This window comes from Frigoribacterium sp. PvP121 (assembly GCF_017833115.1).
In the GTDB taxonomy this organism is placed as follows: domain Bacteria; phylum Actinomycetota; class Actinomycetes; order Actinomycetales; family Microbacteriaceae; genus Frigoribacterium; species Frigoribacterium endophyticum.
This window is the reverse complement of sequence record NZ_JAFIBR010000001.1, coordinates 2,242,320-2,267,331: the sequence shown is the minus strand read 5'-3', so window position 1 is coordinate 2,267,331 and position 25,012 is coordinate 2,242,320. Positions and strand designations below refer to the sequence as shown.

Annotated in this window: 21 protein-coding genes; 9 read left to right on the top strand and 12 right to left on the bottom strand. The window is 70.7% G+C overall.

Features of this window, described 5'->3' with window-relative positions; translation table 11 throughout:
* Nucleotides 1–44: 44 nt before the first annotated feature.
* A complete protein-coding gene (locus tag JOE43_RS10590; protein ID WP_209517628.1) occupies nt 45–959 on the bottom strand; it encodes a proteasome assembly chaperone family protein in 915 nt (304 codons plus the stop codon).
* An 86-nt stretch (nt 960–1,045) separates the two neighbouring features.
* Here JOE43_RS10590 and JOE43_RS10585 point away from each other — a divergent pair, with 86 nt between their 5' ends.
* The 3 genes from JOE43_RS10585 to sucB all read left to right on the top strand — a co-directional run bounded on the left by JOE43_RS10585 (nt 1,046) and on the right by sucB (nt 5,676).
* Nucleotides 1,046–2,521 carry a leucyl aminopeptidase gene (locus tag JOE43_RS10585; RefSeq protein ID WP_209517626.1) on the top strand — a complete coding sequence of 492 codons (1,476 nt, stop codon included), beginning with the start codon at nt 1,046–1,048 and terminating at the stop codon, nt 2,519–2,521.
* A gap of 191 nt (nt 2,522–2,712) precedes the next feature.
* Complete coding sequence (gene lpdA, locus JOE43_RS10580) at nt 2,713–4,086, top strand: dihydrolipoyl dehydrogenase (protein WP_192045661.1); 1,374 nt, start codon at nt 2,713–2,715, stop codon at nt 4,084–4,086.
* Between the two features lie 69 nt (nt 4,087–4,155).
* Entirely contained in the window at nt 4,156–5,676 is a 1,521-nt protein-coding gene (gene sucB, locus JOE43_RS10575) for a 2-oxoglutarate dehydrogenase, E2 component, dihydrolipoamide succinyltransferase (RefSeq protein ID WP_209517624.1), read from the top strand.
* Between the two features lie 12 nt (nt 5,677–5,688).
* Here sucB and JOE43_RS10570 read toward each other — a convergent pair whose 3' ends face one another.
* Nucleotides 5,689–7,071: a hypothetical protein gene (locus JOE43_RS10570; protein ID WP_209517622.1), complete on the bottom strand. Its 1,383-nt coding sequence runs from the start codon at nt 7,069–7,071 to the stop codon at nt 5,689–5,691.
* Between the two features lie 133 nt (nt 7,072–7,204).
* Here JOE43_RS10570 and JOE43_RS10565 point away from each other — a divergent pair, with 133 nt between their 5' ends.
* Nucleotides 7,205–7,921, top strand: coding sequence for a DUF4191 family protein (locus JOE43_RS10565; protein WP_209517620.1), 717 nt, complete (start codon nt 7,205–7,207; stop codon nt 7,919–7,921).
* Nucleotides 7,922–8,035: 114 nt separating this feature from the next.
* On the opposite strand, the gene JOE43_RS10560 is transcribed toward JOE43_RS10565, so the two are convergent.
* Nucleotides 8,036–8,488 carry an RDD family protein gene (locus JOE43_RS10560; RefSeq protein WP_209517619.1) on the bottom strand — a complete coding sequence of 151 codons (453 nt, stop codon included), beginning with the start codon at nt 8,486–8,488 and terminating at the stop codon, nt 8,036–8,038.
* Nucleotides 8,489–8,627: 139 nt separating this feature from the next.
* Between JOE43_RS10560 and glnA the strand changes: the two genes are divergently transcribed.
* Nucleotides 8,628–10,052: a type I glutamate--ammonia ligase gene (gene glnA, locus JOE43_RS10555; protein WP_056054503.1), complete on the top strand. Its 1,425-nt coding sequence runs from the start codon at nt 8,628–8,630 to the stop codon at nt 10,050–10,052.
* Nucleotides 10,053–10,207: 155 nt separating this feature from the next.
* Here the strand turns inward: glnA and JOE43_RS10550 are convergent, their stop codons facing one another.
* The 6 genes from JOE43_RS10550 to JOE43_RS10525 form a co-directional block, all read right to left on the bottom strand.
* Complete coding sequence (locus JOE43_RS10550) at nt 10,208–11,632, bottom strand: UDP-glucose/GDP-mannose dehydrogenase family protein (protein WP_209517616.1); 1,425 nt, start codon at nt 11,630–11,632, stop codon at nt 10,208–10,210.
* A 58-nt stretch (nt 11,633–11,690) separates the two neighbouring features.
* Entirely contained in the window at nt 11,691–13,241 is a 1,551-nt protein-coding gene (locus JOE43_RS10545) for a glycoside hydrolase family 26 protein (RefSeq protein ID WP_245187138.1), read from the bottom strand.
* Entirely contained in the window at nt 13,234–14,877 is a 1,644-nt protein-coding gene (locus JOE43_RS10540) for a glycosyltransferase (RefSeq protein ID WP_209517614.1), read from the bottom strand. The genes JOE43_RS10545 and JOE43_RS10540 overlap by 8 nt, the downstream gene beginning before the upstream one ends.
* A 501-nt stretch (nt 14,878–15,378) precedes the next feature.
* On the bottom strand, nt 15,379–18,324 hold the full coding sequence (locus tag JOE43_RS10535) for a bifunctional [glutamine synthetase] adenylyltransferase/[glutamine synthetase]-adenylyl-L-tyrosine phosphorylase (RefSeq protein ID WP_209517612.1): 2,946 nt from the start codon (nt 18,322–18,324) through the stop codon (nt 15,379–15,381).
* 30 nt (nt 18,325–18,354) lie between these two features.
* Complete coding sequence (locus tag JOE43_RS10530; protein ID WP_056054486.1) at nt 18,355–19,692, bottom strand: glutamine synthetase family protein; 1,338 nt, start codon at nt 19,690–19,692, stop codon at nt 18,355–18,357.
* A gap of 66 nt (nt 19,693–19,758) precedes the next feature.
* Nucleotides 19,759–19,932, bottom strand: coding sequence for an SPOR domain-containing protein (locus JOE43_RS10525; RefSeq protein WP_209517611.1), 174 nt, complete (start codon nt 19,930–19,932; stop codon nt 19,759–19,761).
* Nucleotides 19,933–20,061: 129 nt separating this feature from the next.
* On the opposite strand from JOE43_RS10525, the gene JOE43_RS16270 reads away from it, so the two are divergent.
* The 3 genes from JOE43_RS16270 (at nt 20,062) to JOE43_RS10510 (ending at nt 21,693) form a co-directional block, all read left to right on the top strand.
* Complete coding sequence (locus JOE43_RS16270) at nt 20,062–20,484, top strand: helix-turn-helix domain-containing protein (protein ID WP_209517609.1); 423 nt, start codon at nt 20,062–20,064, stop codon at nt 20,482–20,484.
* 19 nt (nt 20,485–20,503) lie between these two features.
* The gene (locus JOE43_RS10515) at nt 20,504–20,911 is read left to right on the top strand and encodes a hypothetical protein (RefSeq protein WP_209517607.1); all 408 of its coding nucleotides are present in this window, start codon (nt 20,504–20,506) and stop codon (nt 20,909–20,911) included.
* Between the two features lie 269 nt (nt 20,912–21,180).
* Nucleotides 21,181–21,693 carry a hypothetical protein gene (locus JOE43_RS10510; protein ID WP_209517605.1) on the top strand — a complete coding sequence of 171 codons (513 nt, stop codon included), beginning with the start codon at nt 21,181–21,183 and terminating at the stop codon, nt 21,691–21,693.
* Nucleotides 21,694–22,201: 508 nt separating this feature from the next.
* Here the strand turns inward: JOE43_RS10510 and JOE43_RS10505 are convergent.
* Nucleotides 22,202–23,023, bottom strand: a complete 822-nt coding sequence (locus JOE43_RS10505; protein ID WP_209517602.1) for a M23 family metallopeptidase — start codon at nt 23,021–23,023, stop codon at nt 22,202–22,204.
* A 51-nt stretch (nt 23,024–23,074) separates the two neighbouring features.
* On the bottom strand, nt 23,075–23,500 hold the full coding sequence (locus tag JOE43_RS10500) for a hypothetical protein (protein WP_209517600.1): 426 nt from the start codon (nt 23,498–23,500) through the stop codon (nt 23,075–23,077).
* A gap of 281 nt (nt 23,501–23,781) precedes the next feature.
* Between JOE43_RS10500 and JOE43_RS10495 the strand changes: the two genes are divergently transcribed.
* A complete protein-coding gene (locus JOE43_RS10495; protein WP_209517598.1) occupies nt 23,782–24,366 on the top strand; it encodes a GntR family transcriptional regulator in 585 nt (194 codons plus the stop codon).
* On the opposite strand, the gene JOE43_RS10490 is transcribed toward JOE43_RS10495, so the two are convergent.
* A complete protein-coding gene (locus JOE43_RS10490) occupies nt 24,343–24,510 on the bottom strand; it encodes a hypothetical protein (protein ID WP_209517596.1) in 168 nt (55 codons plus the stop codon). The genes JOE43_RS10495 and JOE43_RS10490 overlap by 24 nt on opposite strands.
* Nucleotides 24,511–25,012 lie beyond the last annotated feature (502 nt).

Here is a 25,012-nt window from a genome sequence, read left to right as displayed (position 1 = left end):
GTCGAACCTACCCGACCCGCCCCTCCCCCGGCACGGAGCGGGCGTCAGCCCTCGTCGTCGGGACGACGGGTCGCCAGGAACTTCTCGAGCTCGGCCGCCAGGGCGTCGGCCGACGGGACCTGGCCGTCCTGGTCGGTCAGGGGCGAGGGCAGGGGGTTGCCCTCCATGTAGGTGTCGTGACGCTCCTCGAGGGTCGTCACGAGCCGCGACAGCTCCTGGTTGCCGTGCACCTGCTCGTCGACCTTCACGAGGAAGTCGCGCCCCTCGGTGCGGAGGCGGTCGGTCGGGAAGATCAGTCCGGTGGCCGCGCTGATGCTCGAGAGCGCGGTCACGGCCGCGTCGGGGAACTCGGTGTCGGCCAGGTAGTGCGGCACCAGGAGGACGAAGCCCGCCGTCGGGTGGCCGTCGTCGTGCAGCCGCTTCTCGATCAGGTGGAGGGCGTTGGCGGGCGCCTGCGTCACGGGCTTCCAGACGGAGAGGGTCTCGATGAGGTCGGCCCGGTTGCCGCTGACCGTGACCCCGAGCGGGCGGGTGTGCGGCACGGGCATCGGGATCGAGTGCACCCACGTCGTCGTCGCCACGCGGTACCGCTCGACCAGGCCCACCACCGCCGCCGTGAAGCGCTGCCACTGGAAGTCGGGCTCGAACCCGGAGAGGAAGAGGAACGGCTGCCCCACGTCGTCCTGCACGAGGTGCAGCGACAGCGGGGAGGTCGTGATCTCGGCGACGTGGTCCTGGTCGAAGGTGAAGACGGGGCGACGGGCCCGGTAGTCGAGGAGCTCGTCGGGGTCGAAGGTCGCGACAAGGGTGTGGTCGAGGGTGTCGAGCACGTACTGCCCGAGCTGGCTGACGGCGGAGCCCGCGTCGGCGAAGCCGGTGAGCCCCGCGACGAGCGGCAGGCCCTCGGGCACGTCGTGGGAGTCGGGGGCGAGGTCGTAGAGGCCGGCGGGGTCGTGCATGTGATCGAGCCTAGACACCCCGGGGTCGCCTCCCCGGCCGCCGGCGCGTGCCGAGAGCGAACAGCGCCGTCGGTAGCATCGACGTCATGACCGAGCTCAGCCTGTCCGCCGTCCGCACCTCCCCCGCCGAGACCACCGCCGACGTCCTCGTCGTGGGCGTCCGCAAGGGAGCCGACGGCCCCACCGTGACCGTGGAGCTCGAGGGCCTGCCGACCGACCTCGCGGTCCTCGGCGTGACCGGTGCCCGTGACCAGCTCGTCCGCGTGCCCGCCGTGGGCGTGGCCGCGTCGGTCGTCGCCCTCGTGGGCCTCGGCGACGTCGTCGACGCGGAGTCCCTGCGCTACGCCGCCGGCTCGGCGGTCCGCCAGCTCACAGGCGTCGACCGTGTCGCCCTCGCCCTCCCCGTGGCCGACGACGACGAGGCCGCGGCCGTCCTCGAGGGCGCGGCCATCGCCTCCTGGGAGTTCGACTCCTTCCGCTCGGCCTCGGCCGGCGAGTCGCGGCGGCACGCGCGCGAGCTGGTGCTGGTCGCCGACCGCGACGTCGAGGAGGCTCTGGTCACCCGCGCCGCGGTGGTGGCGGAGGCCGTCCACACCGTCCGCGACCTCGCCATGACCCCGCCGCAGCAGATGTTCCCCCAGGCCCTGGCCGACGCCGCCGTCGCGCGGGCGGAGGGCCTGCCCCTGACCGTGACCGTCCTCGCCGAGGAGGAGCTCCGCGCCGGCGGCTTCGGCGGCATCCTCGGCGTGGGCCAGGGCTCGTCGCGCGGGCCCCGCCTGGTCAAGGTCGAGTACGCGCCCGAGGGCGCCGCCAAGCACCTCGCCCTCGTGGGCAAGGGCATCACCTACGACACGGGCGGGCTCTCGCTCAAGCCCGCGGGCAGCATGCTCGGCATGAAGGACGACATGACCGGCGCGGCCACCGTGCTGGCCGTCACCGTCGCGGCCGCGCGGCTGGCCCTGCCCGTCCGGCTCACGGCGTGGCTCTGCGTCGCCGAGAACATGGTCAGCGGCACGTCCATCCGCCCCGACGACGTCCTGACGATCCGCGGCGGCACCACCGTCGAGGTGACGAACACCGACGCCGAGGGCCGTCTCGTCATGGCCGACGGCCTGGTGGCCGCGAGCGAGGAGACGCCCGACGCGATCGTCGACGTCGCCACGCTCACGGGCGCCCAGGTCGTCGCCCTCGGCACGCGCACCGTCGGCGTGATGGGCAACGACGCGCTGGCCGACGAGGTCGTCGGCCTCGCCGGCCGTGTCGGCGAGACGTTCTGGCGGATGCCGCTGCCCGGCGAGCTCCGCGCCCGCCTCGACTCCGACGTCGCGGACCTCGTCAACGCGACCCCGGGCAACACCGCCGCCGGCATGCTCCTCGCCGGCGTGTTCCTCCAGGAGTTCGTCGGTCGCCGTGAGGACGGCAGCGCCCTCCCGTGGGTCCACCTCGACATCGCCGGGCCGTCCAACAACAAGGGCGGCGGCTACGGCTACACGGCCAAGGGCTCGACCGGCGTCTCCGTCCGCACCCTGCTCGAGCTGGCAGCCGTCTTTTCGGTCGCGTAGTAGGGTCGGGGAGGCGGGAGAAACCCGCCGAGATCGGTCCCCCGGGCGACACCAGCCCCGCGGCCTGCAGAGCACCTGCCGGGCGCGGCTCCTGACGGAGAAGACGCTGGCGGGTGCGACGACGCCGTCACCACGACGCCGCAGCACCCCAGCCCCGCGGGGTACCTCCGAACGCACGAGGGAGTTGCTGGGTGTCGGAACAGAATTTTGACCTGGTGGTGCTCGGCGGCGGCAGCGGCGGCTACGCCGCCGCGCTGCGGGCGACCGAGCTGGGGCTGAGCGTCGCGCTCGTCGAGAAGGACAAGGTCGGCGGCACCTGCCTCCACCGGGGCTGCATCCCGACCAAGGCCCTGCTGCACTCCGCCGAGGTGGCCGACGTCTCGCGCGAGTCCGAGAAGTACGGCGTCCACACCGACTTCCACGGCATCGACATCGCCGCCGTGACCTCCTACCGGGAGGGCGTCGTCGCCAGCAAGTACAAGGGCCTCCAGGGCCTGCTCAAGGCCCGGAAGATCACGACCGTCGAGGGCGAGGGGCGCCTCACCTCGCCCACGACCGTCCAGGTCGGCGACGTCACCCTCACGGGCAAGAACGTCGTGCTGGCCACCGGCTCGTACTCGCGCAGCCTCCCCGGCCTCGAGATCGGCGGCCGCGTCATCACGAGCGAGCAGGCGCTCGCCCTCGACCACGTGCCGTCGCGCGTGGCCATCCTCGGCGGCGGGGTGATCGGCGTCGAGTTCGCGAGCGTCTGGAAGTCCTTCGGCGCCGAGGTCGACATCATCGAGGCGCTGCCCCACCTCGTCCCGAACGAGGAGGAGTCGATCTCGAAGCAGTTCGAGCGCGCCTTCCGGAAGCGCGGCATCGGCTTCTCGCTCGGCGTCCGCTTCCAGAGCGTCACGCAGAGCGACGACGGCGTCGTCGTCACCCTGGAGGACGGCAAGACCTTCGAGGCCGACATCCTCCTCGTCGCCGTGGGGCGCGGCCCCTCGACCGCTGGCCTCGGCTACGAGGAGGTGGGCCTCACCATGGACCGCGGCTTCGTCATCACGAACGAGCGGCTCGCGACGAGCGTCCCCGGCGTGTACGCGGTCGGCGACATCGTGCCCGGCCTGCAGCTCGCCCACCGCAGCTTCCAGCACGGCATCTTCGTGGCGGAGGAGATCGCGGGGCTGTCGCCCCAGGTCATCGACGACGTGAACATCCCCAAGGTGACCTACTCCGACCCCGAGGTCGCGTCCGTCGGCCTCTCCGAGGCCAAGGCCGTCGAGAAGCACGGCCGTGACGCCGTCGCCACCTACGACTACAACCTCGCGGGCAACGGCAAGAGCCACATCATCGGCACGAGCGGCTCGGTGAAGGTCGTCCGCGTCGTCGACGGCCCCGTCGTCGGCGTGCACATGATCGGTGCCCGCGTCGGCGAGCTCATCGGCGAGGCTCAGCTCACGGTCAACTGGGAGGCCTACCCGGAGGACGTCGCTCCCCTGGTCCACGCCCACCCCACGCAGAACGAGGCTCTCGGCGAGGCCATGCTGGCCCTGGCGGGCAAGCCCCTCCACGCGATGTAGCACCACCCACCACTGCACCGCACCGCACCGCACACACAGGCACAAGATGTCGTCAAAGGAGTTCCACGCATGAGCGAATCCGTCAACCTCCCGGCACTCGGGGAGAGTGTCACCGAGGGCACGGTCACCCGATGGTTGAAGAACGTCGGCGACCGCGTCGAGGTCGACGAGCCCCTGCTCGAGGTCTCGACCGACAAGGTCGACACCGAGATCCCGTCCCCGGTCGCGGGGGTGATCGAGGAGATCCTCGTCCAGGAGGACGAGACGGTCGAGGTCGGCACCGCGCTGGTGCGCATCGGTGACGGCAGCGGCTCGTCCGAGGGCGACGCAGCCCCGGAGTCGGCGCCCGCCGAGGCCGAGCAGCAGCCCGAGCCGGAGACGGAGGAGACCGTCGTGTCGTCGTCGAACGCTCCCGCTCCTGGCGAGGAGGCCCCCGCGGCGCCCCTCGCCCCGGCGGACGAGGTCGACCCGGCGCCCGCCGCGTCGGACGACGCGCCCGCCCAGCCGGGGGCGACCGACGCGTCGGCGCCCGTCCCCGCCCCGTCCGCCCCGGTGGCCGCTCCCGCCGCGGTGCCGGCTGCGGTGCCCGCCGCGGCCCCGGCCGCTCCGGCCGCCAGCCCCGCGCCCGCCGCCCCGGCCGCCGCCGCCGAGCCCGCGCCGGCCACGAGCAGCGCCGCGCCGACCGGCTACGTCACCCCCCTCGTGCGCAAGCTCGCCAACGAGAAGGGCGTCGACATCAGCACCCTCAGCGGCAGCGGCGTCGGCGGCCGGATCCGCAAGGAGGACGTCCTGGCAGCCGCCGAGGCCGCCCAGGCCGCGTCGGCGGCGCCCGCGTCGTCGGGTGCGTCGGCTCCCGCCCCCGTCGAGGTCTCGCCGCTCCGCGGCACGACCGTGCCGATGACCCGCCTCCGCAAGGTCGTCGCCGAGCGCGCCGTCCAGTCGATGCAGGCGATGGCCCAGCTCACCAGCGTGGTCGAGGTCGACGTGACCGCGGTCGCGACCTTCCGGGACGCCCACAAGGCGGAGTTCCTGGAGAAGACCGGCAACAAGCTGTCGTTCCTCCCGTTCTTCACGCTCGCGGCGGCGGAGGCCCTCAAGGCCCACCCGAAGCTGAACGCGACCGTCGACGGCGACTCGATCGTCTACCCGGACCACGAGAACGTCAGCATGGCCGTCGACACGGAGCGGGGCCTGCTCACGCCCGTCATCAAGAACGCCTCGGAGCTCGACCTGGCCGGCATCGCGGCCCAGATCGCCGACCTGGCGCAGCGGACGCGCGACAACAAGCTGAAGCCCGACGAGCTCGCCGGCGGCACCTTCACGGTCACCAACACGGGGTCGCGCGGGGCCCTGTTCGACACCCCGGTGGTCTTCCTGCCGCAGGTGGCCATCCTCGGCACCGGCATCGTGGTCAAGCGCCCCGTGGTCGTCAAGGCCGCCGGGGGCGAGGCCATCGCGGTCCGCTCCATGGTGTACCTGGCCCTGTCGTACGACCACCGCATCGTCGACGGTGCTGACGCCGCCCGCTTCCTCGTCGCGGTCAAGGACCGCCTCGAGGCGGGCGACTTCGCCTCCGTGCTCGGCATCTAGCCGGGTCGCCCGTCACCCCCGGGCGACGACCTCGCGGAGACGCCAACCGGCCTCGGTCCTGACCACCAGGACCGAGGCCGGTTCGTCGTCGGGCCCGTGGGCGTGGAGGAGCACCGTCTCACCCAGTCGCTGCACCTCGGCGTCCACCGTCGTCGGGACGACGGCGCTCCCCGCGGCCCCGGGGTCGGCCAGCAGCCGTGCGTCGCGTGCCGCCACCGGGGAGCCGTCCTGGTCGACGGCGGCCAGGCACGAGGGCGTGACGTCGGCGAGGCAGCGAGCCCGGGCCGTCACGAGCACCTGTGCCGCGGCGACCGCGTCCTCCCCCGTCGTCACGACGTCGTCGTCGGCCGGACCCGGCTCGCCGACGCCCCCCGTCGGCGTCGCCGCCGGCCCCGAGGGAGACGTCGACTCGATTCCGCCGTCGCCCCGGGCCGGGACGCGACCCGGGGAGGGAGCGGCCGCGCTCGCGTCGGCCGCCGTGACGGCTGCTCCGCCCCGGACGGGCCTGGCCTGCGCGGACGCCAGGACGGCGATCACCACCGACACCGCGACGACGCCCCCCACCAGCCAGAACCGAGGCCGGACGGCAGCGAAGCGAGCCCTGACGGAGGTCTCCCGGCGGAGGGCCCACCAGTCGAGGGCGGCGTCGATCACGGCCGACTCCGGCAGGGCTGCCGCCCACGCGGGGCGGGGTGGCCCCGACAGGGCCGACCAGTCGACCTCCTCGCCCCGGGGCCCGTCGCTCACCTCGGCCCCGACCGTCGGCAGGGGCACCGGGGCCGCCAGGTCGTGCACCGCCTCCACGACCGTGTCGAGGTCGTCCGCCGAGGCGAGGGCCACCAGGAGGGGGGAGGCGCCCTCGTCCAGGTGCTCCGCGACGAGCTCCACCAGGCCGCGGGAGGCGGCGGCCGCGGAGGCGCGCGCGGCCGCGGCGTCCGTCGTCGCGCCCGACGACCGCAGGCGCCGCAGCAGCGGTGCGCCGCGGTCGTCGAGCACGACGTCGGCGAGGCCGGGGCGGTCGACGAGCAGTCCGGACGCGGCCGCGCGCTCCAGGACCGCGAGGAGGGGCACCGCCAGGGTGACCAGCTCGCCCGGCGCCAGGCGACCCCGGCTCGCCAGCCACGACGGGACGGGGACGAGGTCTCCGTCGGGCACGACCACCGCGAGACGCCCGTCGACCCCGTGGAGGACGTCGACGACGGGCAGCAGGTGGGCGTGCCGCACCGGGGCCGCCCGGGCGAGCTCCGCCTGCACGCCCGCTCCGGACGGGCCGGGCTGAGCCGACCGCAGGAGGACCACCGGCAGCCCGTCGGGCCCCGTCGCGTGGAGGGCCTCGAGGCCGTCGTGCTCGTCTCGGGCGAGGACGTCGTAGGGGCCGGTGCGGGAGCTGCTCACCCCTCCAGCGTCACCGGTGCCGTGCCCGGCACCGCGACTCCCCCGGGTGCCCTGTGGACGGCCGCGCCCTGGTCGGAGGCTGGGAGGGCCGACCGGGCCGCCGTGCGCACGCCCGTCCCGTATCCTGGTCGACATGGCACGACGCTCCGAGAACCCGACCCCCAAGCCGCCCAAGGAACCGGGTCGGTTCAAGCAGATGTGGCAGGTCTTCCAGATGACCCGCCGCTACGACTCCCAGGCGCTGCCGCTGATGCTCGCGGCGCTGCTCGTGCCGGTCGCCCTCGGCGTCGTCGCGGCGCTGCTGCTCTCGGGCGGCAACGTGCTCGCGCTCGTGCTGTACATCATCGTCGGGCTCATGCTCGGCGTCCTCCTGCTGCTCATCGTCCTCGGGCGACGCGCCGAGAAGGCCGCGTACTCGCAGATCGAGGGCCAGCCGGGCGCCGTCGGCGCCGTCATGAAGAGCGGGCTCCGCCGCTCGTGGCGCGCTGCCGAGATGCCCGTCGCCGTCCAGGGGCGCACCCAGGCGGCCGTCTACCGCGCCGTGGGCAAGGGCGGCGTCGTCCTCATCGCCGAGGGCGCGGCGGCCCAGACCAAGAAGCTCGTCGACGAGGAGCGTCGCAAGGTCGCCCGCATCCTGCCGAACGTCGCCGTCACCGTGCTGCACGTCGGCCCCGACGCCGACGCCGTCCCGCTGCACAAGCTCGCCGGGCGCATGAACAAGGTCAAGTCGACCCTCAACCGGAACGAGGTGCTGGCGGTCAGCAACCGCCTCCAGTCGCTCGGCAAGAACGGCCTGCCCATCCCCAAGGGCGTCGACCCGTTCAAGGTCCGCTCCGGCCGACCGCGCTGACCGACCGCCCCGCACGACGACGGCGCCGCTCCCTCGGGGGCGGCGCCGTCGGCGTGTCGAGGGGCCAGGCCCGGCCAGGCCCGGCCCGGCCCGGGCAGGCCGTCGCGGTCGACGTCAGACGCGGACGAGGACCGTGCCGGCGATCCGGTCGTGCAGGCCGCGCTGGTCGAGGTCCCACACCACGGCGGGGACGACGAGGGCCACCAGGAGCGTCCGGACCAGCGGACGCCACAGGCCGACCGCTCCCCCTCGCATCGGCACGAGGCGCATGCCCAGGGCGAGGTGGCCCGGCGTGCCCCCGAGGGTGACGAGGAAGAGCACCTGCACGACGACGAACACGGCCGTGATGGCGAGGCCCTCACCGCCGAAGAACGCGTACGCGACGACCGAGGCGAGCGCCCAGTCGATCACGAGGCCGCCCACCCGGCGCCCGAGGCGCGCGATCGACCGCGGCCCCTCGCGCGGCAGGCCGAGACGCTGGCCCGGCCACTCCTGGCGGCCGTCGGAGCCGCCCTGGCCGGAGGGCGCGGCGGGCTCGGACGGAGGTCGGCGGATGGAATCGGGCATGGCGTCGAGCCTACCGACCGGCACATGCGTAACATGCCGGAAACACGAGGGACACCGCAGCGAAACCCCTCGCCCATACCGTCGTCAGTGGCTGCGTCCCGCTGGCCGATCCGTTCCACACCATTGGAGAGACATCTAGATGTTCACTGATTCTTCCGAGGTGCTGAAGTTCATCAAGGACACCGACGTCAAGTTCCTCGACATCCGGTTCACCGACCTCCCCGGCGTCCAGCAGCACTTCAACATCCCCGCCTCCACGGTCGACGAGGAGTTCTTCTCCGTCGGGCAGCTCTTCGACGGATCGTCCATCCGTGGCTTCGCCTCGATCCACGAGTCGGACATGCAGCTCATCCCCGACGTCACGACCGGCTACGTGGACCCCTTCCGGGCCGAGCGCACGCTCATCCTGGTCTTCGACATCTTCAACCCGCGGAACGGCGAGCTCTACAGCCGCGACCCCCGCCAGGTCGCCAAGAAGGCCGAGAAGTACCTCGCGTCGACCGGCATCGCCGACACGGCGTTCTTCGCGCCCGAGGCCGAGTTCTACATCTTCGACGACGTCCGCTACGAGGTCACGCAGAACGCGAGCTTCTACAGCGTCGACTCCGAGGAGGGCGCCTGGAACACCGGTCGGGTCGAGGAGGGCGGCAACCTCGCCAACAAGACGGCCTACAAGGGCGGCTACTTCCCCGTCAGCCCCGTCGACAAGACGGCCGACCTCCGCGACGACATCAGCCTGAAGCTGATCGACTCCGGCCTCGAGCTCGAGCGCGCGCACCACGAGGTGGGCACGGGCGGCCAGCAGGAGATCAACTACAAGTTCGACACGATGGTCCACGCGGCGGACGACATCCTGAAGTTCAAGTACATCGTCAAGAACACCGCCGAGCAGTGGGGCAAGGTCGCGACCTTCATGCCCAAGCCGCTCTTCGGCGACAACGGGTCGGGCATGCACACCCACCAGTCGCTCTGGAGCGACGGCAAGCCCCTCTTCTACGACGAGAACGGCTACGGCGGTCTCTCCGACGTCGCACGCTGGTACATCGGCGGCCTGCTCAAGCACGCTCCGGCGGTGCTCGCCTTCACGAACCCGTCGATCAACTCGTACCACCGCCTGATCCCTGGCTTCGAGGCCCCCGTCAACCTGGTCTACTCGGCCGGCAACCGGTCCGCGGCCATCCGCATCCCGATCACGGGCACGAACCCGAAGGCCAAGCGCATCGAGTTCCGCGTCCCCGACGCGGCCTCGAACCCGTACCTCGCGTTCGCCGCCCAGCTGATGGCGGGCCTCGACGGCATCCAGAACCGGATCGAGCCGCACGAGCCCGTCGACAAGGACCTCTACGAGCTGCCCCCGGAGGAGGCCAAGAACATCCCCCAGGTGCCCGCCTCGCTCGACGCGGCCCTGCTCGCGCTCGAGGCCGACCACGAGTTCCTCACCAAGGGCAACGTGTTCACCGAGGACCTCATCGAGACCTGGATCGCGTACAAGCGCGACAAGGAGATCCTGCCCATGGCGCAGCGTCCCCACCCGTTCGAGTTCGAGATGTACTTCGGCGTCTAGCTCACGAGCGTTCTCCGCGGAGGCCCGCACCCCCTGGGGTGCGGGCCTCCCGTCGTTCCCCAGCCCGTGTCGCCGCCCGGCGCGCCGGCTGCGCGCACGCGGACGGGCCGCCCTCCCGGAGGAGGACGGCCCGTGATCGCCGAGCAGCGGCTGGCTCAGGCCGGGATCGCGACCGGCGACAGCGCCTGGCGACGCGCGGGGACGCGGCGGCTGCCGAGCGGCCGGACCTCCCAGCCGGCGCTCGCCCAGACCTCCGCGTCGAGCGCGTTGCGGGCGTCGATCACGACGGGGTTCGCGGCCAGCTGCGCGAGGGGCAGGGGCTCGGCCCCGACGAACTCGGGCCACTCGGTCAGCAGGAGGACGGCGTCGGCGTCGGTCACCGCCTCCTCGATGCTGTCCGCGAACGACAGCGTCGGGAAGCTGCGCTGGGCCGTCTGCGTGGCCTCGGGGTCGACGACGAGCACCTGGGCACCGCGCAGGTGCAGCGCCGCGGCGACGTTGAGCGCCGGCGAGTCGCGGACGTCGTCGGTGTGCGGCTTGAAGGCCGCGCCGAGGACGGCGATCCGGCGGTTGAGCACCGAGCCGCCGCAGGCGTCGATGGCCTGGTCGATGACGCGCTGGCGCTGGGCCATGTTGATCTCGTCGACCTGCTGCATCAGGCCCACCGCGCGGTGGGCGCCGAGCTCGTTGGCCCGGAACATCAGGGCGCGGATGTCCTTGGGCAGGCAGCCCCCGCCGAAGCCGAGGCCGGCGTTGAGGAACTTGCGGCCGATGCGGTCGTCGAAGCCCAGCGCGTCGGCGAGCGTCGACACGTCGGCGCCGGCGGCCTCGCAGAGCTCGGAGATCGCGTTGATGAACGAGATCTTCGTCGCGAGGAAGGCGTTGGCGCTGACCTTCACCAGCTCGGCCGTCGGCAGGTCGCACGAGATGACCGGCGTGCCCGTCGAGATGGGCTCGGCGTAGACGGCCCGCAGCACGGCCTCCGAGCGGCTGTCGGTGCCCCCGAAGACGATGCGGTCGGGGCGCAGGGTGTCCTCGACGGCGTGGCCCTCGCGGAGGAACTCGGGGTTCCAGACGACGTCGGCCGAGATGCCGGCGGGCAGGACGCCGGCGACGATCTCGCGGAGCCGTGCCGCCGTGCCCACGGGCACGGTCGACTTGCCGACGATGAGGCCGTCGTGGCTCAGCGAGCGGGCCACGGCACGGGTCGCTTCCTCGACGTAGCTCAGGTTCGCCGCGTGGCTCCCCCGCCGCTGGGGCGTGCCCACGCAGATGAAGTGGACGTCGCTGAGGGCGACGGCCTCGGCGAGGTCGGTGGTGAAGACCAGCCGGCCCGAGTCGACGTGCTTGACGATGAGCTCGGGCAGGCCGGGCTCGAAGAACGGGACGCGGCCCTGGGCGAGCGCCTCCACCTTCGAGGGGTCGGTGTCGACGCCGATCACGTCGAAGCCCATCTCCGCCATGGCGGCCGCGTGGGTGGCGCCGAGGTAGCCGGTGCCGATGACGCTGATGCGCGGCCGGGCGGAGTCGGCGGAGGTGACGGGGGCGTCGCTGTCGGAGGGGGTGAGGTCGTCGGTCATGATGCGCTCCTGAGGATGGTGGGGGCTGCAGGGAGGGAGGAGGGACGGGCGGGGCCGGTCACGGGAGGGTCCGGAGGTCGAACCCCGTGTCGCGCCGGGCGATGCCCTCGCGGAAGGCCGTGATCGAGTCCTGTCGGGAGACGATCCGCCAGTCGTTGGTCAGGTACGACCCGGACGCGACGGTGGTCGCCGTGAGGTTGAACCAGGCGAAGCCGACGATGTCGTCGTTCGCCGGGTCGGCGAGGGTGTCGAAGAGCGAGTCGATCCAGCGGGGCTTCTGGGCGGCCTTCGTCGTGCCCAGCTCGGCGGCGCCGATCTCGGCGAGGACGATCGGCTTGTCGGTGATGGCCCGCAGGTAGCCGAGGGTCTTGCCGAAGGTGCCGTCGAAGTCGCCGGTCTGCGGCGTCTCGGCGTTGCTGCGGAGGTAGCCGGTCATGCCGACCCAGTCCACGTAGTCGTCGCCGGGGTACAGGCTGGCGGTGTACTCGAGCGTGCGGTTCTTGGTCGGCACGCCCTCCACGCGGGTGGGAGCCCAGACCCAGGCGACGAGGTCGTTCGCCCCCTCGCGCTCGAAGACGTCGTGCACGTGGCGCCACATCTCCGTGTACTGGCCGGCGGTGTTGTTGTTGACGCCCTCGTCCCAGGGGTACCAGTTGCCGTTCATCTCGTGGTCGAGACGGATGGCGAGGGGCAGACCCGTCGTCGTGATGTCCTGGGCGTACTTCGTCAGGTACGCGTCGAACTCGCCGTCGATGATCTTGCCGAGCTCGTAGTCGGGGTCGACGACCTGGTCGTTGGCCGCCTTCAGCGGGCGCGACTCCCAGGTGAGGAAGGGCAGGTCGCCCTTGGCCCACGCCCGGGTGACCGCGTTCGGGTCGAAGTCCTGGTCCCAGCCCTGGAAGTACCCGGCCATGTTCGGCTGGGCGCCGACCTTGCTGCTGACGTCGTCGAACTCGGACCAGCTGAAGGGCGACTGCGTCGTGTACAGGCCGAAGTAGCGCGACTCCGGCTGGATGATGCTCGCGAGCGACGGGGCCGTGACGGGCTGGGGGCCCGTCGGGGTCCCGCTGCCGCTGCCCGAGCCCGAGCCGCTGCCGGACCCCGAGCCCTTGCCCCCCGAGCCCGTGGCGCCCTTGGCGCCCGAGAAGGCGGCGGCGCCGCCGGACCCGCCGGCAGCCGACCCCGCGGCCGTCGATCCGCCGTCGGCGGCGGCCTGGGCCTGGTCGAGGGCGCTCTGCGCCGAGGCGAGCTGAGCCTGCGCCGCGGTGAGCTGCCCCTCGGAGGTCCAGGCCTGCTGCTGCACGTCGGCCAGGGCGGTCTTGCTGTCGGCCAGCTGCGCCTTGGCGCTCACGAGCTGGTCGAGCAGGGCCGACCGGTCGGCCTTCAGCTCGGCGACGTCGGACGGCGAGGCGCCCACGGCGGTCTGCACCGCGCTGCGCACGGCGTTGTCGGACGGCGAGATCCAGATCAGCCACGAGATCATGGCGAGCAGGACGACGACGGCGGTGGCGCCGAGGCCCGTGCGGCGGGCGTTGCCGTGGGACTGCGCCCACCAGGCTCCCGACTGCACGTGCGCCGGGGCCACGAACTTCTGTGCGGACTCAGACAATGAAGAGCACCTCCAGGGCGAGGATGACGGCACCGATCAGGTACGGGAAGCCGGCTTTGGGGTTGAGGCGACGACGGGGAGGCGCGGCCACGCGGGCCGGTGAGGTCGCCTCCGCCAGCGCGGTCGCCGTGCTGGTCGTGACGGCGTCGCCGGGGCGGGCGTCCACGGCCGTCTCCGCGCGGTGGCTGCGCACCATGACCGCGCCGCGGTCACCGTCGCGCACCGTGGTGGAGTCGCCGGTCGGGCCGACCGTCGAGGTGGACGGTCCGACGTCGAAGAGGGTGTCGACGCCGGGGTCGGCCTCGCCCCGGAACTCGCGCTCCAGCACGTCGAGGGAGTCGTCGGCCCCCACGGCCTGGACCTGGGCCTGCACGGCGTCGTCCGCCGCGCCTCCCCCGTAGGCGCCTGCGCGGGTGCCCCAGCCGCTCGCGTGGCCCATGCGGAAGAAGCCGATGACGCGGATGGGCATCAGGAAGAGCGTCGACACGATGATGAAGACGGGCAGGCGGAAGAAGTCGGAGGGCTTCTCGGCGAGGTGGCGCATCTGGCGGATCGCCATGCTCAGCACGGACGAGAGCACCATCAGCACGATGATGCTGATGAGCCCGGTCGAGACGCCGTACTCGGCGAGGATGCCGCGGTAGAGGTTGACGCCCTGGCCGGTGATGCCGCGGTAGACCCAGCCGCCGATGACGCCCATGAGCATGAACGGCAGGATGATGTCCATCGCGAAGAAGAAGGCGAGCATCGGGGCGTGGCCGAGCATCCACGGCATCATCCGGAAGGTGTTGTACTGGCTGCCGCGGGCCCAGCGGAGCTGCTGCTTGAAGAGCTTCTTCACCTGCAGGGGCGCGTCGGTGTAGACGAGGCTCGTGTGCTGGTAGACGGTGCGGTAGCCCTCCTTGAGCGTGAGGTTCGTCAGCGTGCGGTCGTCGCTCACCTCGAGGAAGACGCCCATGAACTTCTCGGTCATGAACTTGTCCATGACCCGCTCGAGGATGACGCGGCGGAAGGCGATGGTGCGGCCGGGCAGGCAGCCGATCTGGCCGAGCACGCTCTGGGCGGGCATCGAGTAGAGGGCCCGCGAGTTCTCGAGCCAGTCCGCCCAGCGGGTGATCCAGCTGCGCTCGGGCTCGAGGATGCGCTGACGGGTGGTGACGCCGCCGACGTTGGCCTCGGAGAAGGGGCGGACGAGCTCGGAGAGCGTTCCCGGCGTCCAGACGGTGTCGGAGTCGACGAGCACCGTGATGTCGCCGCGGCTCAGCTCGGTGCCGATCATCACGGCGTTCCGCTTGCCGGGGATGGGCGTGTGCACCCAGCGCACGAGGGGCGCGTACTCGTCGCAGACGGCGGCGAGGTCGGGGTTCGGGGCGCCGTTGATGACGACGATGATCTCGCCGGGCGCCTGCTCGACCATCCGGCCGATCACGTCGCGGAAGAGGTCGAGGGGCTCGTCGACCACGGGGACGACGACGCTGGTCGTGCCGGTGAACTCGCCCGTCGAGGGGCGGTACCGGCGGGAGAGGACCACCTTGACGATCCACAGGACCCAGATGAGGGCCGAGTACACCGCGAACAGGTAGACCTCGGGGTAGCCGCCCGCCATGGAACGGATCTGAAGGATGAAAGTCAACACGATGGCCGCCTCGGAAGATGGGGGAACAGGGGGTGGCGTCCGCGTCGTCGGGGAACCTGGGTGTCGGGTGAGGCAATCTTCAGTCACCCTGCGGGTGCTCACAAGCCGTCACCTCTTCGGGGGCGCGCTCTCACCCCGTGGGGTACGGCACTTGTCCTCCCTCTGGTGTCAGGCGAAATGCCGACAACGGCCAGCGGTGCGGCCCCCAGCGTCTGGACGACGCCCGTCGCCTCCAGGCAGGCCGGACCAGAGCCTCTCTCATCACCAGCGATACGGCACAGGATCAGGGCTTTACGTGACGTCGACCACCACCGCCGATGTGACGGGTGTCGAAGCTGAGAACGACCTGTCAGTCACGGGTCGTGTTCCTCCCGGCTACGAACCGGAAACACGCCGGTCATCTCGCACGGGGTACAGCGGGTGATATCGGGGTACGCACGGATCACCCGCCACGAATTCTCGCCTCACCCGCCGAGATCTGCATCCCGGGCGTGTCGCGACTCAGCCCGTGGGGGTGGGAGCCTCGTCGAGGCCGTAGAAGCCCCGCTCGAAGACGGCTCGGGCGCGTCGCGTGGCGGCGAGGTAGTCCTCCTCCAGCCGCGTGGCCGACCCCGGCGGGTACTCCATCAGCCGCGCCACGCCCTCGAGCTGACGACGGTCGGTCGGCAGGACGTCGGACGTGCGCGAGGTCCAGAGGACACCGGCCGAGCGGGCGCGGGACGCGATCACCCAGGCGTCGTGCAGCTTCTGCGCGTCGCCTGACGAGACGAGCCCGGCCTCCTCCGCCGCCGCCAGGGCGTCGAGCGTCGAGGGCGTGCGCAGGGCCGGAACCGCGTGCGCGTGCTGCAGCTGGAGCAGCTGCACGAACCACTCGACGTCGCTCAGCGACCCCCGCCCGAGCTTGAGGTGCCGCGACGGCTCCGCCCCGCGCGGCAGCCTCTCTGCCTCGACGCGCGCCTTGATGCGCTTGACCTCCCGCACCTCCTGCTCGGAGAGCTCCGCGGGGTACCGGACCGTGTCGGCGACGGCCATGAAGTCACGGCGCAGCGCCTCGTCGCCGGCCACGTCGCGGGCCCGCAGCAGCGACTGCGCCTCCCAGGTGAGCGACCACCGGTCGTAGTAGGCCCGGTAGGAGGTCAACGACCGCACCACGGGCCCGCTGCTGCCCTCGGGGCGCAGGCCGGCGTCGAGGTCGAGGGGCACGAGGGAGTCGGCCGTCAGGCGGTTCAGCTCCGCCACGACGCGGACGGCCCGGCGGTGGGCGGTCTCGTCGCCGTCAGGAGCCCGGTAGACGTAGAGCACGTCGGCGTCGGAGCCGAAGCCGAGCTCGCGGCCGCCGTAGCGGCCCATGGCCACGACGGCGAACTCGATGTCGCCCGCGTCGCGGCGGGCGAGGGCCAGGGCACCCGTGATGGCGGCCGTGGTCACGTCGGTCAGGCCGGCCGCCAGCTCGTCGATCGTCATCAGGCCGAGGATGCCGCCGATGGCGAGGCGGAGGACCTCGCGTCGGCGGGCGTTCCTCAGGACGCCGGCCCCCGCCTCCGGGGTGTCGTGGCGGGCCAGGGTCGCGTGCGTCTCGTCCAGCAGGCTGGCGAGGCTGCGGGGCCGCAGCTCGTCGTCGTTCTCGAACCAGACGGCCGCCTCGGGGGTGCGCTCGAGGAGGTCGGCGACGAAGCGCGACGTCGAGAGGACGGTCGTCAGCCGGTGCGCCGCCCCGGAGGAGTCGCGGAGCATGCGGAGGAACCAGTACGACTCCCCCAGCCCGTCGCTGAGCCGACGGAAGGCGAGGAGGCCGAGGTCGGGGTCGGTGCCGTCGGCGAACCACTGCAGCATCGCCGGCAGGAGGTGGCGCTGGATGCTCGCACGGCGGGAGACTCCGCCCGTCAGGGCCGCGATGTGGCCGAGTGCGCCCCGCGGGTCGGCGAAGCCGATCGCCGCCAGCCTCGCGGCGGCCTGGTCGGTGCTGAGAGCCAGCTCCTCCTCGGGCCGCGCCGCCACGGCGGAGAGCAGGGGGCGGTAGAAGAGGCGCTCGTGGAGGGTGCGCACCCGCCGTTTGACGCCCTGCCAGGCCTCGACGAGCTCGCGCGCCGACCCCGCCAGGCCCGTGCCGCGGGCGAGGGCGCGGAGGTCGTCGTCGTCGGTGGGCATGAGGTGCGTGCGGCGCAGGCGGGAGAGCTGGATGCGGTGCTCGAGCAGCCGGAGGACGCGGTAGTCGCGGTCGAACTGGGCGGCCTCGGCCCGCCCGACGTAGCCCCGGCGGGCGAGGGCCGACAAGGCCGCGAGGGTCGAGCGCTCCCGGACGCCGTCGTCGGCCTGGCCGTGCACGAGCTGGAGCAGCTGGATCGTGAACTCGACGTCGCGGAGGCCCCCGGGGCCGAGCTTGAGCTGACGATCGACCTCGTCGGCGGGGATGAGGTCGGTGACGCGCTCGCGCATCCGCTGCACCGACTCGACGAAGGCCTCGCGCGAGGCCGCCGACCACACGAACGGCGCGATGCGCTCGACGTAGCGCTCACCCAGCTCGCGGTCGCCCGCGATGGGCCGGGCCTTCAGCAGGGCCTGGAACTCCCACCCGCGTGCCCAGCGGTCGTAGTACGCCACGTGCGAGTCGAGCGTGCGGACGAGCGCGCCGTCCTTGCCCTCGGGGCGGAGGTTCGCGTCGACCTCCCAGAGCTCGGGCTCGATCGACAGGTCGGAGACCACGCGCACGGCGTGCACCGCCAGGCGGGTGGCGATCTCGACCGCCCGGCCGGGCTCCAGCCCGTCGGCGCCCTCGGCGACGTACACGACGTCGACGTCGCTGAGGTAGTTGAGTTCGCGGGCACCGGTCTTGCCCATGCCGATGACGGTGAAGCGCGTGCGGGCCACGTCGTCGGCGGGGAAGGGCACCTCACGCCGGGCGACGGCGACGGCGGCCTCGAGGGCGGCGCCGGCGAGGTCGGCGAGGGCGGCGGCCACGTCGGGCAGGACGGCGACCGGGTCGGAGGACTCGAGGTCCCAGGCCGAGAGCCGCAGGAGGTGGTGGCGGTACCGGCGACGGAGCGCGACCGCGGCGTCGTCGCCGACCAGCCCCGCGACGACGTCGAGGAGGTCCGCGACGTACTCGTCGGACGAGGGAGGCGCGGTGAGGGGCGACAGGAGGCCCGCCAGTTCGTCCGGTCGTCGCGTCAGGAACTCCGCGAGGCCCGACGAGGCCCCCAGCACGCGCACCAGACGGGGGCCTGCTCCGCCGTCGAGGAGCCGGGAGACGGCGTCCGCGTCGCGCTCCACCAGCCGCTCGAGGTGCCGGAGCGCCGCGTCGGGGTCGGGAGCGCGGGCGAACGACGCGATCAGCGACTCCGCCCGGGGCTCCTCGGCGACCAGCCGCTCGATGCGGTCGCGGGCCTCCCGCAGCTCCGCGAAGCCCAGCCGGGCGAGCTCGGACAGGCCGGTGCTCGGACGGGTCATGACGGTCGGGCGCGCGCGGTGCGGCGCCGGCTAGAGGATCTCGAGGTTCGAGCGCAGCTCGTAGGGGGTGACCTGGGCCCGGTAGGCCTTCCACTCCTGGCGCTTGTTGAGCAGCACGTAGTTGAAGACCTGCTCGCCCAGCGTCTCGGCGACGAGCTCGCTGTCCTCCATGATCGAGAGGGCGTGGTCGAGGCTGGCGGGGAGCTGCTTGTAGCCCAGCGCGCGGCGCTCGGCGTCGCTCATGCCCCAGACGTTGTCCTCCGCCTCGGTCGGCAGCTCGTAGCCCTCCTCGATGCCCTTGAGGCCGGCGGCCAGCATCAGCGAGAAGGCGAGGTACGGGTTCGCCGCGGAGTCGATCGCGCGGTACTCGACGCGGCTCGAGTTGCCCTTGTTCGGCTTGTAGAGCGGCACGCGCACGAGAGCGCTGCGGTTGTTGTGGCCCCACGTGACGAAGCTCGGGGCCTCGTCGCCGCCCCAGAGGCGCTTGTAGCTGTTCACGAACTGGTTCGTGACGGCCGTGATCTCGGGGGCGTGCTTGAGCAGGCCGGCGATGAACTGACGCCCGATGCGGGAGAGCTGGTACTCCGCGCCCGCCTCGTAGAAGGCGTTCGAGTCGCCCTCGAAGAGCGACATGTGGGTGTGCATGCCCGAGCCGGGGTGCTGGCTGAAGGGCTTCGGCATGAACGTCGCGTAGACGCCCTGCTCGATGGCCACCTCCTTGATGACCGTGCGGAAGGTCATGATGTTGTCGGCCGTCGTCAGCGCGTCGGCGTAGCGGAGGTCGATCTCGTTCTGGCCGGGGCCGGCCTCGTGGTGGCTGAACTCCACCGAGATGCCGAGGTCTTCGAGCATGCGCACCGAGCGACGACGGAAGTCGTGGGCGGTGCCGCCGGGCACGTTGTCGAAGTAGCCGGCGGAGTCGACCGGCTGGGGGCCCTCCGGGCCGTGCTGGGCGCTCTTGAGGAGGTAGAACTCGACCTCGGGGTGCGTGTAGAAGGTGAAGCCCCGGTCGCCGGCACGGGCGAGCGTGCGCTTCAGCACGTTGCGGGGGTCGGCGACGGCCGGCTGCCCGTCGGGCGTCGTGATGTCGCAGAACATGCGGGCCGTCGGGTCGATCTCGCCCCGCCAGGGAAGGATCTGGAACGTCGTCGGGTCGGGCTGCGCCAGGACGTCGGCCTCGTAGGAGCGGGTGAGCCCCTCGATCGCCGAGCCGTCGAAGCCGATCCCCTCGGCGAACGCCCCCTCGACCTCGGCCGGCGCGATGGCCACCGACTTGAGGGTGCCGATCACGTCGGTGAACCAGAGGCGGATGAACTTGATGCCCCGCTCTTCGATGGTCCGAAGAACGAAGTCTGTCTGCTTGTCCATGCACGGCCTTTCTGCTCGACGACCAGGCTAGTGGACGGGACGTGCGCCGCGGGGGCGCGGACCCGGTCAGTCGTCGGCGGCGTCCTCGGCGTCGAGGCGGGCGTTGCGCTCCCTGATGGTCTGGATCGCGCGCTCCGCCTCCTCACGGGTGGCGTAGGGGCCGGCGCGGTCGACGGCGGGCGAGACCTTGCCCTCCTCGACCTCGTGGGTGGTGATGTTGTACCAGAAGTCCTGAGTCATGCCAGCACGTTACTGCCAAGTGCTGGGAGGCGCGGAAAGACGGGCATCTTGTGCAGGTGGGTGACGGTAGGGCATGGCCCTGATGAGGGGCTGCTGCGGACTCAGTGCGGACTCTGGCACGCTCAAAGAATGACGACGAGCACTGATATGGCCGCTGCCCTCGAGGCTTTCATCCGGGACGAAGTAGCCCGGCAGGTGGGCGAGCAGCTTGCTCTCCATGTCAATGCGATCGAGCCGCCGGCTCAGCCAGCCAACCCGGACGACGTCCGGTGGCTCACAACTCGGGAGGCCGCGGTCCGAGTCGGCCGACACGAGGACACCGTTCGAAAGGCATGCCAGACGGGGGAACTATTCGCTAAGCAGCGCGGGAAACACGCTCGGTGGGCTATCCGACCGTCGTCTCTGGACGCGTGGATGGACGGCACGCCTGATCCGCATCGTGAGGCTGTGGAGCGGTGGCAGCGGGGCCCAAAGCAGCCCCTGAAGCCTCGGAGACCGCGTCGACCACCATCGAGCCCATCTCCGGAGCCTGAGGGCCCAGCGGCAGCCTGAGCGCCACTACGGTGCTCACATGGATCTCGTCTGGGCCCGCCTTGCCATCAGTGCCCTCACGCTGGCGGCCTTCGGCCTCTCGACAGCCGGGCTCGTGCTCATCCGACGCGACGCTGGGCGCGCTGTCGTCAGGCTCGAGCGAGAGCGACGTCTGCGCTCCCAGTACTCCGCCGAGCTGCACGCCGTAACCTCCCGCGATGACGTGACTTCTCAGGAGAGAGAAGCCGCCGGGCTGCGATGGCGGCAGCAGCACGACGCGGCTGGCATGTACGTCACTACCTGGAACACGATCGGCGAAGAGCCACTAGCTGAACGGATCATCGTCGAGCTGCGTGAAGGCAGCCGGCTCGACTTCTGGCTGGTGGGCGCTGGTCTCTCGTGCGGCCTGGCAGCGAGCCTCTGGGGTACCTGGCTCCCGCAACCTTGAACGGAACGCCTGTCGCGGCAGGAGGAGCTGCGGGGGCTCGATGTGACGTCGGCTGCCTGCCGAGTTGGCCCGCGAACGACGTGGCTCTGGGCTACGTCCTAATTGCGAGCTCAAAGGCGGCCTGCCAAATCGCGTTTCGATCTCGGTCGAGTCTTGCCCCGATACGTGACCATGCTCTCGCCGCCGCAGGTTCGGGCCCGTGCCGCCAACCGTCGGTGGCGCCTCATAGCCTGGCAAAGCACGATAAAAGATCACCAGGAGGAACCACCATGAGCACATTCGACATTGCCAGGGCGCTGAACAGCGCCGCCCAGAGCAGCAACCCACATTGGGTCCTCACGGCCGTGCTGAAGCGCGACGGTGTGGGCGGCAAGATGGCCTCGATGCTCGCAAATTTAATCCCTGATGGCCAGATCGAGCACATCGATGCGTCGATCTCTGACGAGACCGACGACGCTCTCGCACGCGTTGCGGCATTCACCACAGACCGCATCGTTGTCGTGCAAGTCGCAGGCAAAGACTCGCCAACGGCCATCAGCACTTCAAGGAGTGCCCTGCAGTCCATCGCACTGAACGACGTCCCGAACTTCTTCGCGGGCAGTTCCGGTGAGGGCGGCGAGTACCGCGTGGAACTCGACTACGGCCAAGCGCTCGGCAGCTTCGGCCACATTCACCTCGGCCACTCGAAGCAGTCAGGTCAGAACTTCGTGGCCCTGCGGGACTTCGTGCCCTCACTTCTCCAGGATATGCAGGCGCCGAGCTCGGCGGGCGGCGACGCATAAATTCTCCGGCAACGTCAGTTCTGACAGGTCATACGAGTACTGGGCGGTTCATTCCGCAGGCACTAGTAGCCCGTTGAAACGACGAATGAGCCCCCACTGGCCTAGGAGGTCAGCGGGGGCTTCGTCGTGCTCAGGGGGCGGTGTCAGCGGTCCACCGTACGGTGCTCGGCGTGGAGAAGTGGGTCCCGTGGTGGGAGAAGGAGCGGCCGGCACCGCCGCCGACTTCGTCCTCGAGTAGTGCGACGGGCGGCCGTAGCCACAAAGGGCCCGTTCAACGCTGGGGACGGGTCTTTTGTGAGCTGCGTCGGTAGTCACTGGAGGCAAACAAGCGATCCGGGTCACGTGGCTGCTCTCAGGCCACACAGAGCAGGTCACGCGAACCGGAAGATCCCCGCGTCGAGTTCGGAGCCGATGGCTTTAACGCCTGAGTGCGCCCCCGCGGACCTCTGTGAGTCGACTAGGGGCGCACTCGCGCTTCAACGCCGGCTAGCCAGTCGGCGCTTGAAGTTCAGTTGACCGGCGTGTTCGTAGCCAGGGCTCGAACCACGTCATATTCGCGCTGCGTGAGGATTACGGGCTGGCCCCAGGCCTTGGCCGCGGCGTTCACTTGTTCCGCCGTTCCGAGCGTGCGAGCATTCGCGGCCCCAATGCCCGGGTTGCTTCCGATGATGGCGATGGTCGTGGGGCTCTGGATCAGCTGCATTTTGTCTCCGTCGTATGTAGGTGTGGGGGGTGCTGTTGCTGTGCCGACTCGGGCCTGGAGGTAGGGCACGGGGTCGAGGGCCCTTCCGTTTTCTCGAATCTCGAGGTGCAGATGGTTTACGCCCGTGCCCGTGTTCCCCACGCGTCCGACTTCCTGACCTGTCACGACCCGCGTGCCCTGCACGAGCGGACTCGCCGTCAGCATGTGGAAGTAGACACTGGTGAACCCGGTGTGGTTTACGTAGAGGTAGTTCCCTGCGCCTGTTCCGGAGCTGTCGGCCTGGTAGCCCTTCGAGCCGACGACGCCGTCAGTCACGGCACCGATCGAAGTCCCGGATGGCCGAAGGAAGTCCGCTCCTTCGTGGATGCGGCCCCCGGGCCTGGACGCGCCGAACTGCTGGCCGTATGTCGAGTCGGGGAGCGGGTCCCGACCAACGGGCCACACGTAACCACCAGCCGCGAACGCCGCTTCGGGCATAGCAAGGATGTCTGCCCCGAAGAAGGCCACCAAGCTGGCGAACGTAGCGCCCGTGCCAAGTAGCGTGCGACGTGAGAGCCCGCTCGGTGGTGCGTTTTGGCCTGCCGAGTCGATGTTCTCGGAGCCTGAGCCCTCGTCTTTTTGTGCCATGGGTACACCTTGGCGAATCCGCACAGAATTGTCTATGGGCCTGGTAGTTGGCTATCCCGCGGCCACCGAAATCACTTCGACTTCGGCGGCCGCGCCGCGTGCAACCGCTCGGTGGTCGGCGGTGCTTGCCTGCTCGCGCATGCGTGCGTTGTCCTCGAGCTCGGACAAAAGGCTGTTCGGGTCCTCCTGCCAAGCGCGAATTAGGTTGTCCGCGGCTTGCGCGGCCGAGAGGATGTCGATGGCGTACTCATACGCCCAGGGGTCGTCCGGGCCTGGAGGGCTGATCGTGTAAGGGTCGAGAAGCTCGTTCAATTCGTCGACGATGTACGCCGAGCCGGGCGCCGACGACGTGGCAACAATCACTCGAGCACGTTCGAGCGCGAGCTGGCGAGCATGTTTCGCATCGTCGTCCGCGTCACCTTCGGCGGCAATGGTTGCACGCCGCAATTCGACAAGCGCAAGCACGGCCGAAGTCACTCGTTCGGCCTGACGGGCCGCTTCATCTGCCGCGAGGGCCCGACTTGTCTGCGCGTGGGCCGCCCTCAGACTGAAGTGGATGCTCAGCCACGTCACTATGCCGGTCAGGACTGCGGTGACCAGAACCTCCCAGACGGGAAAATCCCACGTAAGTGTTCCGCATGCTTCTGTCCCCGCCCAACACAACATTCCACCGACCGTAGCCGATGGCGTTTATAAGGTGCCCCCCTATTTGGGCCACAGGACTGGTATGCGACATTGGTGTGACTTAGGCTGGCGATATGCCGATTCCGTCTTCTGACTCCACTGCAGCGCCCCGCCGACTTCTCCGTGATGTCGCCTTCGACAAGATGCTCGCTGCAATCGTCGATGGCACGCTCGAGCCCGGTGAACGCCTCAACGACGACGAGCTTGTGAAGTGGCTTGGGGTGTCTCGCACACCCATCCGGGAAGCGATCGCTCAGTTGCAGACGTACGGTCTTGTCGAGATCGAAGCGAACCGGTACACGAAGGTGGCCCAGCGTGACGACGTCGTCTATGCGGAAGCGGCGCAGTTCCTGGCTGGCCTGCACCTTCTGGCCCGCGAGTGGGGCACGGCAAATCTCGACGCGGCGACTCGCAAGCAGATCACGAAGGCTTTGAGCGCTGCGAGCAAGCAGCTCAAGGCTCACGAGGTGGCAGGACCCGGGGCGTTGCTGGATGTGCAGGGTGCTCTGGCCGCAGCGTCGGGCAACGCGCTCTTCGCCGGCACGGAGGAGCCCCTGCGGGTTCGGGTCAAGTTCCTTAGCCCGCGTGACCCTGAGGCTTACGACTGGGATGCTCTCGTGCAGGTTGCCAGCGAGCTAAACAACCTCATCGCCAACTGAGGGCGAATCCTCGGACTTCCTTTGATCTGGTATTTCCTGGGTTTCGGGCCCGCCCTGTTCGAGGTCGGCTAGCTCGAAATAGTTAAGGGCGTCCATCGCGAGGCCCATTTCATGCTGGATCGCTTCGAAGGTGATTGGCGTCATGCTTCGACTCTCGCAGGTTTGAGCAAACCCACTGAGGGGGTTGCGCTCAGTCGTGTCGGCGGTCGCCCGTACGGTCCCGATCATGGCTGTACAACCCGATAAGCGTCCGTGGGGCGAGCTAATGATCGCGAACGGCTGGGACGAAACCGAGCGCTACCGAGTAGGCATCTGGACGCTGAAGGCCCCAAGGGTCGACCACACGCCCAGCAGCTTTCGACTGCGGTGTGACCGTCCGGGCTTCCCGAAGGGCTCGGCTGTCACGTGGGAGCCGCATTATGGATGGGTCCTCTTTGACGGGGAGGACCAGTTCTGCTCGCGTGTAGGGCAAGCGGAATGTCTTGTTTGGTGGGCTGATCGGCATTAGGTCTTTAGCCCTCGAGAAGGGTTTGGGCCGAGAACCGCAGATGGGGCGGTTGTGTGCGATGCTGCCTCGACGGCTCGCCGAGTGGCAACTGCCCCGCCTCTCTCGCACACCCCCCTCAAGCGGCCCGCCGTTCGCGGG

Bases quoted from the DNA above. Each gene is read 5' to 3' on its own strand.
- JOE43_RS10490 (WP_209517596.1), bottom strand. From the start codon at position 24,510: ATGACGCCAATCACCTTCGAAGCGATCCAGCATGAAATGGGCCTCGCG.
- JOE43_RS10560 (WP_209517619.1), bottom strand. From the start codon at position 8,488: ATGCCCGATTCCATCCGCCGACCTCCGTCCGAGCCCGCCGCGCCCTCC.
- JOE43_RS10530 (WP_056054486.1), bottom strand. From the start codon at position 19,692: ATGGACAAGCAGACAGACTTCGTTCTTCGGACCATCGAAGAGCGGGGC.
- JOE43_RS10585 (WP_209517626.1), top strand. From the start codon at position 1,046: ATGACCGAGCTCAGCCTGTCCGCCGTCCGCACCTCCCCCGCCGAGACC.
- JOE43_RS10495 (WP_209517598.1), top strand. From the start codon at position 23,782: ATGCCGATTCCGTCTTCTGACTCCACTGCAGCGCCCCGCCGACTTCTC.
- JOE43_RS10510 (WP_209517605.1), top strand. From the start codon at position 21,181: ATGAGCACATTCGACATTGCCAGGGCGCTGAACAGCGCCGCCCAGAGC.
- JOE43_RS10535 (WP_209517612.1), bottom strand. From the start codon at position 18,324: ATGACCCGTCCGAGCACCGGCCTGTCCGAGCTCGCCCGGCTGGGCTTC.
- sucB (WP_209517624.1), top strand. From the start codon at position 4,156: ATGAGCGAATCCGTCAACCTCCCGGCACTCGGGGAGAGTGTCACCGAG.
- JOE43_RS10525 (WP_209517611.1), bottom strand. From the start codon at position 19,932: ATGACTCAGGACTTCTGGTACAACATCACCACCCACGAGGTCGAGGAG.
- JOE43_RS10590 (WP_209517628.1), bottom strand. From the start codon at position 959: ATGCACGACCCCGCCGGCCTCTACGACCTCGCCCCCGACTCCCACGAC.
- glnA (WP_056054503.1), top strand. From the start codon at position 8,628: ATGTTCACTGATTCTTCCGAGGTGCTGAAGTTCATCAAGGACACCGAC.
- JOE43_RS10550 (WP_209517616.1), bottom strand. From the start codon at position 11,632: ATGACCGACGACCTCACCCCCTCCGACAGCGACGCCCCCGTCACCTCC.
- JOE43_RS10565 (WP_209517620.1), top strand. From the start codon at position 7,205: ATGGCACGACGCTCCGAGAACCCGACCCCCAAGCCGCCCAAGGAACCG.
- JOE43_RS10505 (WP_209517602.1), bottom strand. From the start codon at position 23,023: ATGGCACAAAAAGACGAGGGCTCAGGCTCCGAGAACATCGACTCGGCA.
- JOE43_RS16270 (WP_209517609.1), top strand. From the start codon at position 20,062: ATGACGACGAGCACTGATATGGCCGCTGCCCTCGAGGCTTTCATCCGG.
- JOE43_RS10515 (WP_209517607.1), top strand. From the start codon at position 20,504: ATGGATCTCGTCTGGGCCCGCCTTGCCATCAGTGCCCTCACGCTGGCG.